The sequence below is a fragment of the Paenibacillus sp. FSL R7-0189 genome, from assembly GCF_037969925.1.
GTDB classification, from domain to species: domain Bacteria; phylum Bacillota; class Bacilli; order Paenibacillales; family Paenibacillaceae; genus Paenibacillus_AQ; species Paenibacillus_AQ odorifer.
On sequence record NZ_CP150223.1, the window covers coordinates 2,788,559 to 2,805,284 of the forward strand.

The window sequence follows — 16,726 nt, forward strand, 5'->3', positions numbered from 1 at the left end:
TCAGCTAAGCTTCGGAATGGATATCTTTATAAAAAACAGCAGAGCAGCGGTTCTCCATTATTGGAGAATCGCTGCTCTGCTGTTTTTGTTCGTTGGTTGCCTACGCCCTGTAATTTATTGTTTAGGTTGTTTGTCAGGCAACTGAGTGATATAGCTGTGAGAAAGCTGTAAAAGCCTCAAGGCACGGTTATATTCGTCCTCAGTGGCACTTGGTGTTGTTCCATCGTTATAAATAGAGTACTGAGTGTTGTCTTCAAAGCTGTTACCAGGAATAAGCAATCCTGAGCTGGCAATGAATGAACCAGAAGGTAAATAATATCGTTCTGGCAGCAAATTATAAGTCTGACTGAGTAGATCTTGACCAAAATATACGTTATTCTCTAATGAAATCCCAAGCAGACTTGCAGCGGTTGGCATGATATCCACTTCTCCGCCTACTTCATCAATGGTCTGCGGCGCTACGCCATCACCTGCATGAATAAGCAGAGGGATGTTCATCATATCCGCATAACTGTATTCATGACCATAGATTTCAGTCATCAATTCTTTATCATCATGATCGAGGGAATAAATCGGCAATCCCATATGATCTCCATAAATCATGATTACACTATTGTCCCAGACACCTTTCGCTTTAAGCTCTTCTACAAAATGTCCAAAAGCATCATCCGCATAGTTCTGGGAACGGATATAGTCACCAACAAAAGTACCTTCATAACGCTCTGGCAGCTCCATACGGTATTTTTCTTCCGGAATAGTAAAAGGGTGATGCGCTGACATTGAAATGACTTGAGCGTAAAAAGGCTGCTCCTGTTGGTCCATTTCTTTTAGTTTGTCGGCTGTCTTACTGTAGAGCGTATCATCAGAAGCGCCAAAGAAAAAGACATCATCTTCACCAAAAAATTTGCGATCATAATAATGATCGAAGCCCAGGGAGTCATACAGCTCGCCGCGGTTCCAGAATTCTACGACATTGGTGTGGAAGGTTGCAGTCTGATAACCATTTTCTTTAAGCACACGTGGCAGACTCGGCAGTACCTTATCTACATAGGACATCGTTGCCGCTCCACGTGGAGGGATGTAGAAGGAAGTATTAACTACGAACTCTGCATCCGACGTATTCCCTTGACCAACCATTTGATAAAAATTAGGGAAGTAAAGACTGTCCTTCATCACCTTGTTCAGGTTCGGTGTAATTTCTTGACCGTCTAATTTAAGTCCTAGCAAAAAATTCTGGAAAGATTCCATTTGAATAATAATAAGGTTCTTATCTTTCGCGATGCCTTGAAGTGGAGAACTAGCCGTAGTATTAATCCCCTTCAATTTATTGATGGCATCTTGTGTAATGTCACTTGAATTGACTAGCTCAGGCTCTTCTTTAGCGAAGATCGTATAGGCTTCATAATTAAGAATTCCCATTTCCTGGGCTTTCTTAATTTCGTTCATGCTGGCCTTATTAGGCAAGATGTTGAACAGGCATAAAGCAAGTGAGACTGCAAACAGAACGCTGTACTTAAGTTTTCCGCCACGGCGGCGGTTGATATTCTCTTTCTTATAGACCCGGCCTTTTTTATTAAAGAAGAAATAAACTCCGAGAATAATGATGTCTGTAAAAATCAGCAGGTAGTATGGATCCATTAGTGAGAATACGCTGTTGCTGACGGCGGTGACTTGATTCACCTGCTCCGCTGCATGGTAAGTCACAATAACACCATAATATTTAAAATACATAATGGCTGCGAAGAAAATGGCTGTCACTAATAAATTTACGGTCATGTAATATCCGAGCTTGCGCTTGGAACCAAAACGTTCAATGATACAGAAGAGCGCCCAAGCAAAGGGGATTTCAGTTAATAATGATTTCCAGGGCAATATATCGTCAAAGATTACGCCCCATGCCAAGAAAGCTTTTAGAATAAAAATTATTGTGAAAAACACAAAAGGTTTAACGATCCACTGTTTAAAGTTAAAGGATGACACAGCTTCGCCTTCTTTCTACATGATAAAACGCTATTTCCCGGCTAGGAAGAAACAGCGCCCCAGACAAAATAATTCCATAGTAATAAAATTTATTATGCAGGGCTAGCTATAGAATGTCAAAAATCGAGAACCTAAGTATAAGCTTAGCGGAGTGCGTAAAGTTAAACACATAGGGTTGAAGCTGACGCTCCTGCTCTCATGCAGGGTTATACAACGAATTCAGGACTAAAATGGCGATTGGGAGCAAAAAGAATATATGGAAAATTAAAGGATGTGATGCCGGATGGGCTCTACAGTAGCTTTATCAGTTAGAACTCTCGTTGAATATGTTTTTCGCAGCGGAAGCATTGAGCCTGGCTTTCATGGAACGGGCGCTATGGTCGAAGGCACAAGAATTCATCAGAAAATCCAAAAGCAATATAAGGAAGGTGACCGCAAAGAGGTTTATTTGAAAACGGAAATTTCTTATGGAAACCTGCTTTATGTTGTAGATGGGCGATGTGATGGATTGCTTGTCTCGGAGGATGGGAGCTTTACGGTCGAAGAAATCAAGTCAACCTCCGGACTGCTGGATTTACTGGATGAGGGACATGAGGTTCACTGGGCACAGGCGCTGATGTACGCATATATGATAGCTCTGGAGCAAGAGCTTTCTTCTATTCAGGTTAAGCTTACCTATGTCCACCGGGCCACTGATGAGCAAAAAAGCTTGTACCGAACGTTGTCTTTTGAAGAGCTGATTTCATTTGTGAATGACACAGTAGCTAGATATGCTCCGTACGCCGAGATGATGGTTCATCATGAGGCTAAGAAGGAGCAGAGTCTTCGGGAGTTGAGCTTTCCGTTCTCCTCTTATCGAAAGGGACAACGTCATTTTGCAGGAGCCGTATATAAGTCCGTCGTGGAAAAGGTCAGTCTGTTCGCTCAAGCACCCACAGGTATTGGGAAAACAATGTCGACGTTGTTTCCTGTCCTTAAAGCGATGGGCGAAGGACAAGCTAAGGGATTGTTCTATTTAACGGCAAAGACGGTTACCCGTTTTGCCGCGCAGGAAGCCATCTCGCTGTTGCTAACGCAGGGACTTCAGCTGCATGTCATCACTATTACCGCTAAAGAGAAGGCCTGTTTTCGCGAAGAGGGGGTTTGCGGTAAGGATTCCTGTCCTTATACGGATGGTTATTATGACCGGATCAACGAGGCGTTGATGGATCTGTTAGAGCACGAGACGCTCATGAGCAGAGACACCATTGCACTGTATGCTCACAAACACAAAGTGTGCCCATTTGAGTTCTCATTGGATGCGGCCTATGCCTGTGATGCTGTGATCTGCGATTACAATTATATATATGATCCTCGCATCAGTCTGAAACGGCTAACAGAGGAAAGAAAGAGAGAAACGGTACTTCTAGTAGATGAAGCACACAATCTGGTAGACCGGGGACGGGAAATGTTCTCCGCCTCTTTGCTGAAAGCCCCTTTCCTGGAGATCCAGCGCCAATATAAAGAAATGAACCGGAGTTTGAGTAAAGCCGCTAAATCGGTGAATGCTTTTTTCATCTCCCTTCGCAAAATTTGCAATGAAGAGGGGCAAGGGCAGTGGGACTCGTTCCCGGAGGAGCTGCCAGCTTTGCTTGAGATATTTTCTTTGGAGGCGGAACAGGAACTTATTCACCCCAGCTCCAGCATTGTCTCTCTGAATGGAGAAGATGAAGGGGAAAATGTCCTCTTGGATACATATTTTGCAGTTCAGGGAATGCTCCGCACCTTTAAGACCTATGATGAACGCTACATTACCTATGCTGAGGTTCGTAGAGGGGATGTCTATCTCAAGTTATTCAATTTGGATCCCTCGCATCTGCTTCGGCAGATGTCCAAGAGCTTTCGTAGTCAGATCCTGTTCTCAGCTACACTTTCTCCATTATCTTACTACCGGGATATGATTGGTGCGGTGGAGGAAGATTACAGTTTAACTGTTTCTTCTCCTTTTCAGAAGGAGCAGTGGGAAGTAACCGTCTTACCTGTCTCCACACGTTATCATGACCGGGAAGCTTCCCTAGTTCCGTTGACTAAAGCACTAAGCCAAATGGTCTCCAAGAAGGGCAATTATCTGGTGTTTTTTCCTTCGTACCTCTATTTACAAAACGTATATCAGGCCTTTACGGAGAATTACCCTGAAATCCGGACATTGATGCAGGATACGGGCATGAGTGAGCAAGCTAGAGAAAGTTTTTTAGCTGCATTTAGTCCAGACAATGACGAGACGTTATTGGGATTTGCTGTACTTGGAGGAATTTTTTCAGAAGGTGTGGATCTGCCAGGGGATCGCCTCAATGGGGTTATGGTTGTTGGCGTTGGCCTGCCACAGCTTGGTCTTGAACGCAATCTGCTGCGTCAATATTTTAATGCCAGAGGAAAAAATGGCTTTGATTATGCCTATGTCTATCCGGGAATGTGCAAGGTACTGCAAGCCGGAGGCCGGTTGATTCGCAGCGAGACGGATACGGGCATTATCGTGTTGGCTGATGACCGTTTTTTGCAGAGTCCATATATGCATTTGCTCCCCGAAGAATGGAGAGATTATCTTATCCGCTCGTAAGAGGTTATAATCTACGAAAGGGTATTCATAATCAATCGGCAGGGGGAAATAATATGACATTAAAAGTGGGTATTGTGGGTACGGGTTGGTTCTCTAAGGTACATGCTGATTTGCTGGCAGGGATGGATGATGTCCAGTTGCAGGCAGTCTGTGGAAGCAGTAAAGCCAAAGGCGAAGATATGGCACGTCCATACGGAGCTGCTGGATATGGTGATATTACAGAGATGTTGGATGCAGAGACGCTTGATGCTGTTTATATCTGTGTGCCTCCACAATCTCATGGTGCGATTGAACGTTCATTAATCAAGAGGGATATTCCTTTTTTTATAGAGAAGCCGCTTAGTATGACTACTGAAATTCCTGCGAGCTTGCTGCAAGATATTAAAGAACATAATTTATTGACCTCGGTAGGTTACCATTTCCGTTATCAAGAGAATGTCAGACGGCTCAAGGAAACACTACGTGGTGATAAGATCGGTATGGTTATGGGCCAGTGGATGGGCGGCATGCCGGGCGTAGCTTGGTGGCGTGATCAGGAGCAATCCGGAGGACAGTTCACCGAGCAGACTACTCATATCGTCGATTTAGTGCGTTATCTGGCAGGAGAGGTAAAAGAAGTATACGGCATGTTCGGAAACCGAATTATGCATGAGCAGCATGAAGGTGTGAGCGTAGCCGATGTAGGTACCGTATCTCTGAAGCTTGAGAATGGAATCATAGCTAATATTTCAAATACATGTGTACTGCCTGATCCGGTGGGAAGTGTAGGACTTAGTTTCTATAATGATCGGGGATTGCTGGATTGGAACCCGGATCGTCTCTTGGAAGTGCGAAGTGGCAATAGCACCGAATTTGAAAACACAGGAAATCCATATTTAGTGGAAAGTGAAGCTTTTCTGCATGCTGTACGGACAGGTGATCGTTCACGTATTCTCAGTGACTATGAGGATGGATTCAAGACGCTTAAAGTAACCTGCGCGGCTTACGATTCAGCACAAAGTGGACTTCCGGTTAAATTCTAGGTTTAGATCTCTTAAAAAAAGGACATGTCGCCTTAGATGTGCTAAAGAGACATGTCCTTGGCTCAAGCTGGGTTAGCCTAGTGGAGGAATACCGCGAGTAAAGCTGGCGCCACACCTATGGATAACAGCGCGGACAGAATCATCGCAATACTGGAGATGGTTCCGGTCAGTGAACTAAGCTCGAAGGCCTTGGATGTTCCTGTACCATGCGCAGCGGTTCCCAGCGATACACCACGCGCGATTTCATTGTCAATGCGGAAGATGCGGAGCACTGTAGGGCCCATCATTGTACCGAGTATCCCGGTAATGATGACGAAGACTGCAGTAATACTCGGTACACCGCCGATACTTTGCGAGATGCTCATAGCGATCGGCGTAGTCACCGAACGTGGAACCAGACTGGCTGCCAGATCGCCGCTGACATGCAGCCATTTGGCGAGCAGAATAGAAGAGATCACCGCTGTTATCGTCCCTGACAGCACGCCTGCCGCAATTTCGGCGGCGTGCTTTTTGAGCACCTTGAAGTTTTTATGCAAAGGGATTGCAAAGGCCATAGTTGCCGGTTGCAGCAAATCCGTCAGCCATTTGCCTCCCGCATTGTAAGAATCATAAGTAATGCCTGTGATGAGTAAGAAGATAATCATAAGCACTGGTGTAATGATCAATGGAGAGGTGTACACTTTGCCACTAGAAGCATAAATGCGTTTCGCCAGTAGATACACAGCAACCGTAAGACCGAAGAATAACAGAGCGTTTAACATGATCCTTTCCGCTCCTTTGCTTTGTAAATTCTACTGGTAAGTAATCCGGAACTGGCCATTACAACAATCGTACCCAAAATGACCACCGCGAGGATTCGTAAACCATCAGTTTCCAGAATATTCGCGTATTTCATTACGCCAATAGCAGATGGAATAAAGAACAGCAGGAGCTCAGCCAGTAGCCAAGAAGCACCAACTTCAACCCAATTCAGATGAATGACACCAAACTCAAGCAAAAGAAACAATATAATCATTCCGAGTATGCTTCCGGGAATAGGGATATGCAATAATGGGGTTACAGCATTGATTAGTAATGAGAATAGGGTAAGTCCCGCTACCTGCAGCAAGCCTATAACAATCTTTTTCATAAGGCTTCGCTCCTTTCATGATAATGAAAGTTTACATCAATTGTTTTCATAGGTAAAATGAATAGATTGAATAAATGACATTCCTTTTGTCTATGTATCGGAGGTTGGAAGATGGATATCCGACAATTAGAATATTTCGTCCAAGCAGCACGAATGAAAAGCTTTACTCGGGCTGCCGAATCCTTATATATTTCTCAGCCAACGATCAGTAAAATGATCCGGAATATGGAGATCGAGCTGGAGGCGGATTTGTTTTACCGTGAAGGGAAAAGTGTCCGGCTTACAGATGCGGGGGAAATTCTGTTCACCAAAGCGCAAAATATCGTGGAGTCGTTCGCCAGCTTGTCTTCTGAGCTGGATAGCTTACGAAATTTGGAGCAGGGCCACATCCGCATCGGTCTGCCTCCAATGGTAGGGGCGAGCTTTTTTCCTTCGGTGATTGGTCAATTTCATAAACGTTATCCGCAGGTTACTATTCGTCTGCATGAGGATGGCGCGAAAAAAGTGGAAGAAGATGTAGAAACGGGCTTGCTGGACATCGGAATGGTTGTGCTGCCTGTAAATACAGCCAAACTTCATTGTTTCACTTTTGTTGAAGAGAAGCTGAATCTTATTTTACCTGTAGGACATCGGCTGGCCGGTGCAGACTTTGTTCCGTTAAGTGAATTGGCCGAAGAGGAGTTTGTGCTGTTCCGGGAGGATTTTACGCTGCATGATCGGATTATTACGGAATGTGTGAAGGCGGGATTTCAGCCTAAGGTAATCTATGAGAGCTCCCAATGGGACTTAATTAGCCGCATGGTGGCTGCCGGTATGGGAATCGCATTGCTGCCAGAGACCATATGCCGGGATATGGATCGATCACGGTTAGTTGTTGTGCCTTTGACGGATCCGGTAATTCCGTGGCAGCTTGCTATGGCGTGGCGTAGAGACCGTTATTTATCTTTTGCGGCACGCGAATGGATTTCTTTTGCAAAGGGACTTTTGCGAGAACAGTATCCCAATGAGCTCCCTGACCAGCATGCGGAGGACTCTGAATAAATAGTAATTCCGTTTTTGTTAGAAGCTCTACAATTTTTCTTTTTTTTGAAAATATGTTTTTTGGTATCATGACTTATGATAGGAGAAGATGTTGATAGAGAGAAGGAGAGAGATGTGACACAAAATCCAAATTCCTCCAAGAATAATCATAGAAAAGATTATAAAGAAGATGAGCTACTTGTAACTATAGAAAGTCTTAGATGTGAATTGCTGGAGGTTGCAGAGCAACGGAGTCTTAGTGACCGTGCTGTTTTAGAGCTCAGTGAGCGATTAGACAGCTATATTTTGCTGGCACAAAATAAGATGATGGAAAATTTGCGCAACCGGAAAGCCGGCATTACATCCTATAGTAGAAGTTCCAAAACCGCCATCACTGTTAGCTAAACTACCAACAACATAGAATTATAATACTATGAAGATGTTACTGATCTAGAGGAGCGTATTAGGCTCCTCTATTTGTCGTACAATCTATTTGTTGTACAATCCATAACTTTCACCTATAATGTCAATTAATAGAATCTTTTCAAGTCAAACTTTGGGGGTGCCGAGTGGAGGGAAAGTTAACAACTATACGCTCAGAAATTGAGAAAAATTTGTCCCGCTCCGGCCATAATCTCGCCTCATTTTCAAAAATTTGTGGCCTGAATCGAGGCAGCCTCAGTGCAATTCTGCATGGAAATCCGCCGAAGCCTATGTCCTTGGGACAAGTAGATGCAATTATAAAAGCCTTTGGTTTTCCAGAAGGTTGGTTATATCCTCTATATGTTGATGAATGCTTCAATGATGAGAAGGTCTCACGCCGTAGAGTGGAGCCTTTTTTGATTCGTTGTGCTGAATTGGGCAAACAGCCTTGTATTGAGGACACTTTAAGCAGATTACTGGAATATCCGAAGTCTCTGGATATCGTTTATTCGGTAGCTGATAAATTGTTTAAAAAAGGTAAAATAGATGAATCGATATTTTTTTATAAAATTGTAGCTGAGAATGAGTCCGACAGTTACTCGGAGCGGCTCGCAATAAGTCATTATCGTATTTTTAGAGCAATTTTATCCATCGTCGATTCAGACGAGAAGTTGCATGCAGTTATTACTTTTGAACCTTTCAGGAATCGTCTACCAGAAAATATGCAATTGGATGGTCTCTTAACTTTGACACAGTTATGTTTCGATCTTCGTCGTTGGAATAAAATGGAGTCGTTCGCTGATGAGCTAAGAACGCTGGCTAATGCTGTTTACCGCGAGCAACTGCGAAGTAATGTGGATAAACGTAAGGAAGTTCTTCATACGGAACGTCCACTAGTGGTTTATTACGGTCATGGGTATTTGCTTAAAGCAATTTCGCTGACCAAGCAAGGTAAATATGAAGAAGCTAAAAAGTATACTGCAGGCTACGCAGATCTTGGCTGGTTTGAAATGATGAATGAAGAAGGTCGTCAGGCGGTAGAACAATTTCGGTTATTCGCAATGGGCAATGGTTTCACAATTGAGTTGTTGATGGGTAATGTGGATGTTCTATCTTCCTACGCGGCCTTTTTAGCAGATCACCCAGGTGAAATCTTAGCTGGACTTATAACTATTATGGATGCTGCTAATCGTTACGGGTTCTCTGCTGACAGTGTACTTACACGATTCTCACGAGAAATGTTGAGGTTTGAAGGGTTCCAGGAGCCTAATAATGTAGATCGTGTATTTCGTTTGTACTATCAAGTAGCAATCTATGAAATAAATAAGCAATGTTATAGCACAGGTGTAGATTATCTTCTGAAATCTTTGGAGTTATCTATAAAGCAAAACAACGGAAAAGATTTCATTAATTGTATAACTTTATTTGAGACGAGCAGGGATTACGCTACTGCTTCTCAACAGGATAAATATAGAGAACTAGTAAAGGGGGTGAGAAAAAATGAAAAAATCACTGTTGATGATGGTAAGCGTGTTAGCATTGTTTAGCTTCATTATCATTGGACCTGTGGGCTCTGGAAGTAATGGAGGCATTACAACCTATGAGCACGGAGCTTGGTTCTAAGGGATGAAAACATCTATTCAATCCTTAAAATACAGAGCAATACATAAACCGATAACTACTCCCTTGCACTCGTGCTGGGGAGTTTTCTTTTTCGTAATAATTGATAGCGTATTCATAATTTGACAAAGCAATCCGGCGAAAATATAATTAGGTAGCCTAAATAATATAGTGTTTAATAATTAGTTGACCTAACTAAAATAGAGGTGAAGGAAATTGGGATAAACGGAGGAAATACAGAAAATACTGAAAATTCAGTCGCACACGGGCTTTTTGCGGCGATGAAACGCCTGCATAAAGCTCAATGGCAAAAGGGCGTTGAGGGCCACAAGCCAAGTGAGATGACTTTAATGATATGCATTGAAAAATGGAATCATTCTGATGAAGAGGGTCTTAAAGTGTCTGAAATCAGCCGACTACTTGGATTCACTCCTCCTACCATCACGCAGCTGATTAACAGTCTTGAAGCGAAACAGATGGTGGAAAGACACGCGGATCCTTCGGACCGAAGAGTTGTACGCGTAAAATTGACGGAACGTGGAAAAGAACTCACACGAAAAGCGGAACATTATCGTGATGTGATGCTTGATAAGCTTGTACAACACTTAGGCGAAAAAGACACTAAACAGCTCACAGAGCTATTGCTTAAAGTACATGAATACGTTGAGGATAATCCACCACCTGATTGGGATAGGCTACAAATGAACGGAGATGAGAAGCTTGATTAAATTATTTAAACAACTGAAGCCTTTTAGGGTAGCTATTGGTGCTGTATTAATCCTTGTATTTTTGCAGTCCATGGGTGATTTATACCTTCCTACTCTGATGTCTGACATCGTCGACAAAGGGATCGTTCAAGGAGATCGCGCTTATATTTGGAAAATAGGTAGTTTCATGCTCATGGTTGCAGGTGGCGGTGCTTTATGTTCGGTAATTGCCAGTTACTTATCGGCAAAGGTGGCGGCTGGGTTTGGTAAAATCACGCGTGCTCGAGTCTTTAATCATGTAGAGAATTTCACTCTGCATGAATTCGATAAGTTAGGTACAGCGTCTTTGATTACACGTACAACAAATGATATTACACAAGTTCAAACCGTACTTACTATGATGTTGCGCATGATGATCGGGGCACCGATGATGATGATTGGTGGTATCATCATGGCAGTATCTGAAGATGCTAAATTATCATTGATTTTTGTAGTCGTTATTCCTGTACTTGTTGGGGCGATCTTCTTTATTGGGATGAAGGGTCTGCCACTGTTTAAAGCCATTCAGATTAAGCTTGATAAATTAAACCTGGTGCTGCGTGAGCATCTGACAGGTATTCGTGTTATTCGTTCTTTTAACCGGATTGATCATGAGAATAGACGCTTCACCGAAGCTAACCGTGATCTTACGGATACAGCTATCAAGGTCAACAAAATCATGGCCGGCCTGATGCCGCTGATGATGATTGTAATGAACTTTTCTATGATTGCTATTCTTTATTTTGGTGGAATTCGAATTGGTGACGGCGATCTGCAAGTTGGGTCCCTGATGGCATTTATCCAATATGCGATGCAAATTATGTTTTCTCTGATTATGGTATCGATGATGTTCGTTTTAATTCCGCGTGCTTCAGCTTCAGCCGTGCGTATCAATGAGGTACTGGATATGCAGCCTGAATTTACAGATCCTACTGAGAGTGAACTGCATACAACAGCTCAAGCTACTAAAAAAGACGGGCGCGATTCTTTACGTGGTTTTGTTGAGTTTGAGAATGTATCTTTTTCCTATCCAGGGGCAGAACAGCCTGCACTTTCCAAAATTAGCTTTAGTGCTCGTCCGGGTGAAGTTACCGCAATTATCGGGGGTACCGGATCGGGTAAATCTACGCTACTTAGCCTGATTCCAAGGTTCTATGATGTTAATGAAGGTGCTGTACGCGTAGACGGAGTGGATGTGCGTGAGATGACACAGGAAGAGCTGCGGAGCAAAATCGGTTACATCCCTCAAAAAGCAGTATTGTTCTCGGGTACGATTAATGAGAACATCCGCTACGGTAAAGAGGATGCTACGGATGAAGAAATCATTCATGCATCCAAGGTGGCTCAAGCCTACGATTTCGTATCCGCGATGAAGGATGGGTTTGACTCGGAAATTGCCCAGGGCGGGAATAACGTCTCTGGTGGTCAGAAACAGCGGTTGTCCATTGCTCGGGCGCTTGTGAGAAAACCTGAGGTGTATCTGTTCGACGATAGCTTCTCAGCTCTTGATTTCAAGACAGATGCCAAACTTCGCGCGGCTCTCAAAGCTGAAACTACGGAATCCACCGTATTGATCGTAGCTCAGCGGGTTAGCACCGTTATGGATGCGGACCGGATTATTGTAATTGATGAGGGTGAAATTGCTGGAATGGGCACTCACCGTGAACTGCTCGAGAGCAGTGATGTGTACCGCGAGATCGTATCCTCGCAGCTGTCAGAGGAGGAAATAGCATGAGCGAACAAAACAGAGAACATAAGCCTGCAGCTCCCCGCGGCCATAAAGGTCCGGGTGGACCGGGTGGCGGTCCTGGAATGAGGATGCCGGCAGAAAAGGCTAAAGATTTTAAAGGTACACTTCGTCGCTTGATCAAATATTTACGCCCACGTATGGTTCAATTGATTATTGTACTAATTATGGCGATTGCCAGTACGGTGTTCAGTATCTTCAGTCCGAAGGTTATGGGTAAAGCTACAACCAAACTGTTCGAAGGTGCTTACGGCAAATTGATGGGTGTAGAGGGTGCCTCCATTGATTTTGGATATATTAATGATATTCTGATCCTGCTCGCGGGATTGTATCTGCTTAGTGCTTTGTTTAGTTACATTCAGCAATATGTAATGGCTGGAGTAGCGCAGAAGGTAGTTTATGACATGCGTGAGCAGATCAACAGCAAGCTGGAGCGTTTACCTTTAAAGTATTTTGACTCCCGTACACACGGGGAAATTCTCAGCCGTGCTACGAATGACGTGGATAACATCAGTACCACGTTGCAGCAAAGTTTAACGCAGCTGATTACCTCAATCGTCACTATTATTGGTGTTATTGTGATGATGCTTACCATCAGCCCATGGCTGACTTTAATCACGATTACTACGTTGCCACTCAGCTTTATTGTGATTATGGCGATCTCCAAACGTTCGCAGACTTATTTTGTGAGACAGCAGAAATCGCTTGGTCAGTTGAATGGTCATGTAGAGGAAATGTATACAGGGCACCGGATTATTAAAGCTTTCGGCCGCGAACCGCAGTCGCTTAAAGATTTTGATGAAATAAACGATAAGCTATATGATTCTGGCTGGCGCTCCCAATTTATGTCGGGTATGATTATGCCGCTTATGATGTTTATCGGTAACTTGGGTTATGTGCTTATCTGTGTTGTGGGTGGTATTTTTGTTACTAAAAAAATGATTGATGTCGGGGATATCCAAGCCTTCATTCAATATTCACGTCAGTTCACCCAGCCGATTGCACAAACGGCTAATATTGCTAACATTATTCAATCCACCATTGCTTCCGCAGAACGTGTATTTGAACTTCTGGATGAAGAAGAGGAAGTCAAAGAAGTTAATACTACACTTGTGAAGCTTGATGAAGGTGCTCCGGAAGGCTCCGTTGAGTTCCGTCATGTGAAATTCGGATATAAAGAGGATGCTATTCTGATTGAGGACATGAATATTGAGGTTAGTCCAGGTCAGACTATAGCTATTGTCGGTCCTACTGGTGCTGGTAAAACCACTTTGATTAACCTGTTGATGCGCTTCTACGAGCTTAACGACGGGGAAATTATCATTGATGGCGTCAACATTACCGATATGAAACGGAGTGACCTACGCAGTAAATTTGGTATGGTGCTTCAGGATACCTGGCTCTTCAACGGTACGATTCGTGATAACATTGCTTACGGTCGTGAAGGTGCATCAGAAGCTGATGTGGTGCGGGCGGCCAAGGCTGCGCATGCTGATCACTTTATCCGCACACTTCCGCTTGGCTACAATACGGTGTTAAATGAAGAAGCTTCTAATATTTCACAAGGACAGAAGCAGTTGATTACTATTGCTCGCGCTATTCTTGCTGATCCATCGATCCTCATTCTTGATGAAGCAACGAGCAGTGTCGACACACGGACTGAATTGCTGATTCAAAAAGCGATGAATGCGCTGATGCAAAACAGAACAAGCTTCGTTATTGCCCACCGTCTCTCGACGATTCGTGATGCGGATCTCATCCTTGTCATGAACCAAGGTAGTGTAATCGAGAAAGGCAACCACGAAGAACTGCTGGCACAAGGCGGATTCTATGCGGATCTCTATAACAGTCAGTTCTCTGAAGGGGATTTGGACGTAGGCTAAATTGAAGTGAAGAAAAAAGTATAATTACTCATAAACCCCTCTTTTCACATGATGCTGATTTTTTATGTGAAGAGAGGGGTATTTTATATGTGATGAGGTGCTTTAATTTTTCTGAAAAATAAAAAAAGTTTGATTAAAAATTAAAGCATATATATGATAGAATAAAAAATGACCGGCGGCTCATTTTTAAGGCTGCAAGGTAAAGGAGAGGATGAAGGGAATGTCAGGCTACGGAAAATGGGTGGCAGGAAAAAAGACGAAGTGGATTACTCTTCTCGTATGGATAGTGCTTGTAGGTGCACTTACCCTGTTATGGCCTGCAGTGAATTCTCAGGTTGCTAATAATGCGCCTAACCTCCCAGATGATTCACAATCGGTACAGGCAGCAGCTATTGCAGAGCAAGAATTCCCTAGTGGAAGTGGAGTGCCTGCGCTGCTCGTATGGCATAGAGAAGGCGGGCTTTCACAAGATGATTTAGTACATATCACTGCTGTGTACAAGAAGTTGGAGCAGCAACCATTGCCCCATCAGAATTTTGTTCCACCATTAGGACAACTGCCGCCACAAGCATTACAAGCCTCGTTATCTGAGGATCTTAGTACGCTGGTAACCCCAGTGCTTTTTGATAAAACGGCAGATAGTGATCAGCTCGGCGAAGCTGTGACAGAAATGAAGAAGATCATAAACACGGAGACGGGCGGAGACCCCTCTGCTGCTAAGGTAGATGGAAAAGACCTGAGTTTACGTGTTACGGGTCCAGTGGGCATCTCCATAGATGCTACAGGGCTGTTCAAAAACGCAGACGTTTCCTTGTTAATTGCTACGGTTATGCTTGTGCTGGTGTTCTTATTGGTGATCTATCGTTCGCCGATATTGGCGTTTATTCCGCTTATTGCGGTTGGGTTCGCTTATGGCGTAACTAGCCCGATTCTTGGAAAAATGGCGCAAGAAGGCTGGATCACAGTGGATTCACAGGCGATCTCGATTATGACCGTTTTGTTATTCGGAGCTGGTACGGACTATTGTCTGTTCCTGATTTCACGGTTCCGGCAGTTGTTGAAGGTAGAGGAGAGCAAGAGTCGTGCCCTTCTTCGCTCCATTACCGAATCTTCAGGTGCAATTGCTATGAGCGGCTTCACCGTCGTGCTCGCGCTGTTCGCATTATTGCTGGCTAAGTATGGAGCTTATCATCGTTTTGCCATTCCATTTAGCGTGTCGATCTTCATCATGGGAATTGCCAGTCTAACCCTCGTACCAGCACTGCTGGCGATCTTCGGACGGACCTCGTTCTTCCCATTCATTCCGCGCACACCGCAAATGGAGGTAGAACGGGCTAAGGCTAAAGGCAAACCTGTTCCTGAACCCAAGGTTTCCCGTAAAAAGGGCATTGGCGGCTTGGTAGTAACCCGGCCTTGGGCTATCGTAGGTGTGACCGTTATCGGCCTGGGGATTCTGGCTTCATTCTCCAGTGGCATCAAATTTACGTATGATATCCTATCCTCTTTTCCTAAAAATATGGAGTCCCGCAAAGGGTTCGACCTTATTGGCAAACAGTTCTCTCCCGGAGAATTGGCTCCAGCGAAGCTGATTATTGATACCCAAGGAAAAGCGAGTGGAGAGGATCTAAAGGTCATTCTTGGCGGACTTACCTATGTGGACACGGTTTCCGATCCGCAGCAGGGGGCAGTAAACAAAGATATTGTTGGTTTTGATATTGAATTTAAAAGCAATCCTTATTCACTAGAAGCGATGGGGCATATTCCCACCCTTCTTGCTACCGCAGAGCAGGCATTAATCGATGTAGACGTTGCGAACCCTGCGGATCATGTGTGGGTAAGCGGACAGACGGCAACACAGCACGACACTAAAGAGATTGGAGATCGGGATACCGATCTGATTATCCCCGTGGTCATCGGAATGATCACCTTACTGTTGTTGATATATCTGCGTTCAATAGTGGCCACCATCTATCTGGTCGGCACCGTTATTCTCTCCTTCTTCTCAGCGCTTGGCTTAGGCTGGATTATCATTCACTATGTGATGGGAGCAGATGCCATTCAGGGAGCGATCCCACTGTATTCCTTTGTTTTCTTGGTGGCACTTGGAGAAGACTACAACATCTTCATGATCTCGAATATCTGGAAAAAGCGTAAAACCATGCCGCTTAAGCAGGCTATCGCGGAAGGTGTGAATGAGACCAGCTCGGTAATTACCTCTGCCGGCCTCATTCTGGCAGGTACATTTGCTGTATTGGCAAGCTTGCCGATTCAGGTGCTTGTGCAGTTCGGTATCATCACCGCTCTTGGTGTTCTGTTGGATACCTTCGTGGTTCGTCCGTTCCTTGTACCAGCTATTACGACGCTCTTTGGTCGTTGGTCGTTCTGGCCGGGTAAACATCAAGAGGTGGAGACTCCTCAGCCAGATGTAAGTAAATAATGAGTTTATAAACAACAAACAGGGATGTCCCAGAGCCATATTGGCTCCGGACATCCCTGTTTGTTTTAGGCTTAGGTCCAGGACATCGCTGGATAATAGTGCTGGTTGTACCAACTAACTGAA

Annotated in this window: 12 protein-coding genes; 9 read left to right on the forward strand and 3 right to left on the reverse strand. The window is 44.1% G+C overall.

Going from position 1 to position 16,726, the window contains the following annotated elements; translation table 11 throughout:
- Nucleotides 1–114: 114 nt before the first annotated feature.
- Nucleotides 115–1,980: an LTA synthase family protein gene (locus MKY63_RS12060; protein ID WP_038573700.1), complete on the reverse strand. Its 1,866-nt coding sequence runs from the start codon at nucleotides 1,978–1,980 to the stop codon at nucleotides 115–117.
- 283 nt (nucleotides 1,981–2,263) lie between these two features.
- On the opposite strand from MKY63_RS12060, the gene MKY63_RS12065 reads away from it, so the two are divergent.
- Together MKY63_RS12065 and MKY63_RS12070 are read left to right on the forward strand one after the other, a co-directional pair.
- The gene (locus MKY63_RS12065) at nucleotides 2,264–4,576 is read left to right on the forward strand and encodes a helicase C-terminal domain-containing protein (RefSeq protein ID WP_076099699.1); all 2,313 of its coding nucleotides are present in this window, start codon (nucleotides 2,264–2,266) and stop codon (nucleotides 4,574–4,576) included.
- 53 nt (nucleotides 4,577–4,629) lie between these two features.
- Nucleotides 4,630–5,598: a Gfo/Idh/MocA family oxidoreductase gene (locus tag MKY63_RS12070; protein ID WP_038573694.1), complete on the forward strand. Its 969-nt coding sequence runs from the start codon at nucleotides 4,630–4,632 to the stop codon at nucleotides 5,596–5,598.
- 77 nt (nucleotides 5,599–5,675) lie between these two features.
- Here MKY63_RS12070 and MKY63_RS12075 read toward each other — a convergent pair whose 3' ends face one another.
- Together MKY63_RS12075 and MKY63_RS12080 are read right to left on the reverse strand one after the other, a co-directional pair.
- Nucleotides 5,676–6,359 carry a CidB/LrgB family autolysis modulator gene (locus MKY63_RS12075; protein ID WP_036682019.1) on the reverse strand — a complete coding sequence of 228 codons (684 nt, stop codon included), beginning with the start codon at nucleotides 6,357–6,359 and terminating at the stop codon, nucleotides 5,676–5,678.
- The gene (locus MKY63_RS12080; RefSeq protein ID WP_036682017.1) at nucleotides 6,353–6,727 is read right to left on the reverse strand and encodes a CidA/LrgA family holin-like protein; all 375 of its coding nucleotides are present in this window, start codon (nucleotides 6,725–6,727) and stop codon (nucleotides 6,353–6,355) included. The genes MKY63_RS12075 and MKY63_RS12080 overlap by 7 nt, the downstream gene beginning before the upstream one ends.
- Before the next feature lie 111 nt (nucleotides 6,728–6,838).
- Here MKY63_RS12080 and MKY63_RS12085 point away from each other — a divergent pair, with 111 nt between their 5' ends.
- From MKY63_RS12085 to MKY63_RS12115, 7 genes are all read left to right on the forward strand, one after another.
- Complete coding sequence (locus MKY63_RS12085; RefSeq protein ID WP_036682015.1) at nucleotides 6,839–7,768, forward strand: LysR family transcriptional regulator; 930 nt, start codon at nucleotides 6,839–6,841, stop codon at nucleotides 7,766–7,768.
- 114 nt (nucleotides 7,769–7,882) lie between these two features.
- On the forward strand, nucleotides 7,883–8,152 hold the full coding sequence (locus MKY63_RS12090; protein ID WP_076099698.1) for an aspartyl-phosphate phosphatase Spo0E family protein: 270 nt from the start codon (nucleotides 7,883–7,885) through the stop codon (nucleotides 8,150–8,152).
- 164 nt (nucleotides 8,153–8,316) lie between these two features.
- Nucleotides 8,317–9,717, forward strand: a complete 1,401-nt coding sequence (locus MKY63_RS12095) for a DNA-binding protein (protein WP_076099697.1) — start codon at nucleotides 8,317–8,319, stop codon at nucleotides 9,715–9,717.
- A gap of 423 nt (nucleotides 9,718–10,140) precedes the next feature.
- Nucleotides 10,141–10,518, forward strand: coding sequence for a MarR family transcriptional regulator (locus MKY63_RS12100; RefSeq protein ID WP_162164270.1), 378 nt, complete (start codon nucleotides 10,141–10,143; stop codon nucleotides 10,516–10,518).
- Entirely contained in the window at nucleotides 10,511–12,271 is a 1,761-nt protein-coding gene (locus MKY63_RS12105; RefSeq protein ID WP_036681991.1) for an ABC transporter ATP-binding protein, read from the forward strand. Before MKY63_RS12100 ends, MKY63_RS12105 begins: the two co-directional genes overlap by 8 nt.
- The gene (locus MKY63_RS12110; RefSeq protein ID WP_076099696.1) at nucleotides 12,268–14,166 is read left to right on the forward strand and encodes an ABC transporter ATP-binding protein; all 1,899 of its coding nucleotides are present in this window, start codon (nucleotides 12,268–12,270) and stop codon (nucleotides 14,164–14,166) included. The genes MKY63_RS12105 and MKY63_RS12110 overlap by 4 nt, the downstream gene beginning before the upstream one ends.
- Nucleotides 14,167–14,377: 211 nt before the next feature.
- Nucleotides 14,378–16,603 (forward strand): MMPL family transporter, encoded by a 2,226-nt coding sequence (locus MKY63_RS12115; protein WP_076099695.1) that lies wholly within the window; start codon nucleotides 14,378–14,380, stop codon nucleotides 16,601–16,603.
- Nucleotides 16,604–16,726: the final 123 nt, after the last annotated feature.

Bases quoted from the DNA above. Each gene is read 5' to 3' on its own strand.
- MKY63_RS12085 (WP_036682015.1), top strand. From the start codon at position 6,839: ATGGATATCCGACAATTAGAATATTTCGTCCAAGCAGCACGAATGAAA.
- MKY63_RS12080 (WP_036682017.1), bottom strand. From the start codon at position 6,727: ATGAAAAAGATTGTTATAGGCTTGCTGCAGGTAGCGGGACTTACCCTA.
- MKY63_RS12115 (WP_076099695.1), top strand. From the start codon at position 14,378: ATGAAGGGAATGTCAGGCTACGGAAAATGGGTGGCAGGAAAAAAGACG.
- MKY63_RS12070 (WP_038573694.1), top strand. From the start codon at position 4,630: ATGACATTAAAAGTGGGTATTGTGGGTACGGGTTGGTTCTCTAAGGTA.
- MKY63_RS12100 (WP_162164270.1), top strand. From the start codon at position 10,141: ATGATATGCATTGAAAAATGGAATCATTCTGATGAAGAGGGTCTTAAA.
- MKY63_RS12065 (WP_076099699.1), top strand. From the start codon at position 2,264: ATGGGCTCTACAGTAGCTTTATCAGTTAGAACTCTCGTTGAATATGTT.
- MKY63_RS12075 (WP_036682019.1), bottom strand. From the start codon at position 6,359: ATGTTAAACGCTCTGTTATTCTTCGGTCTTACGGTTGCTGTGTATCTA.
- MKY63_RS12110 (WP_076099696.1), top strand. From the start codon at position 12,268: ATGAGCGAACAAAACAGAGAACATAAGCCTGCAGCTCCCCGCGGCCAT.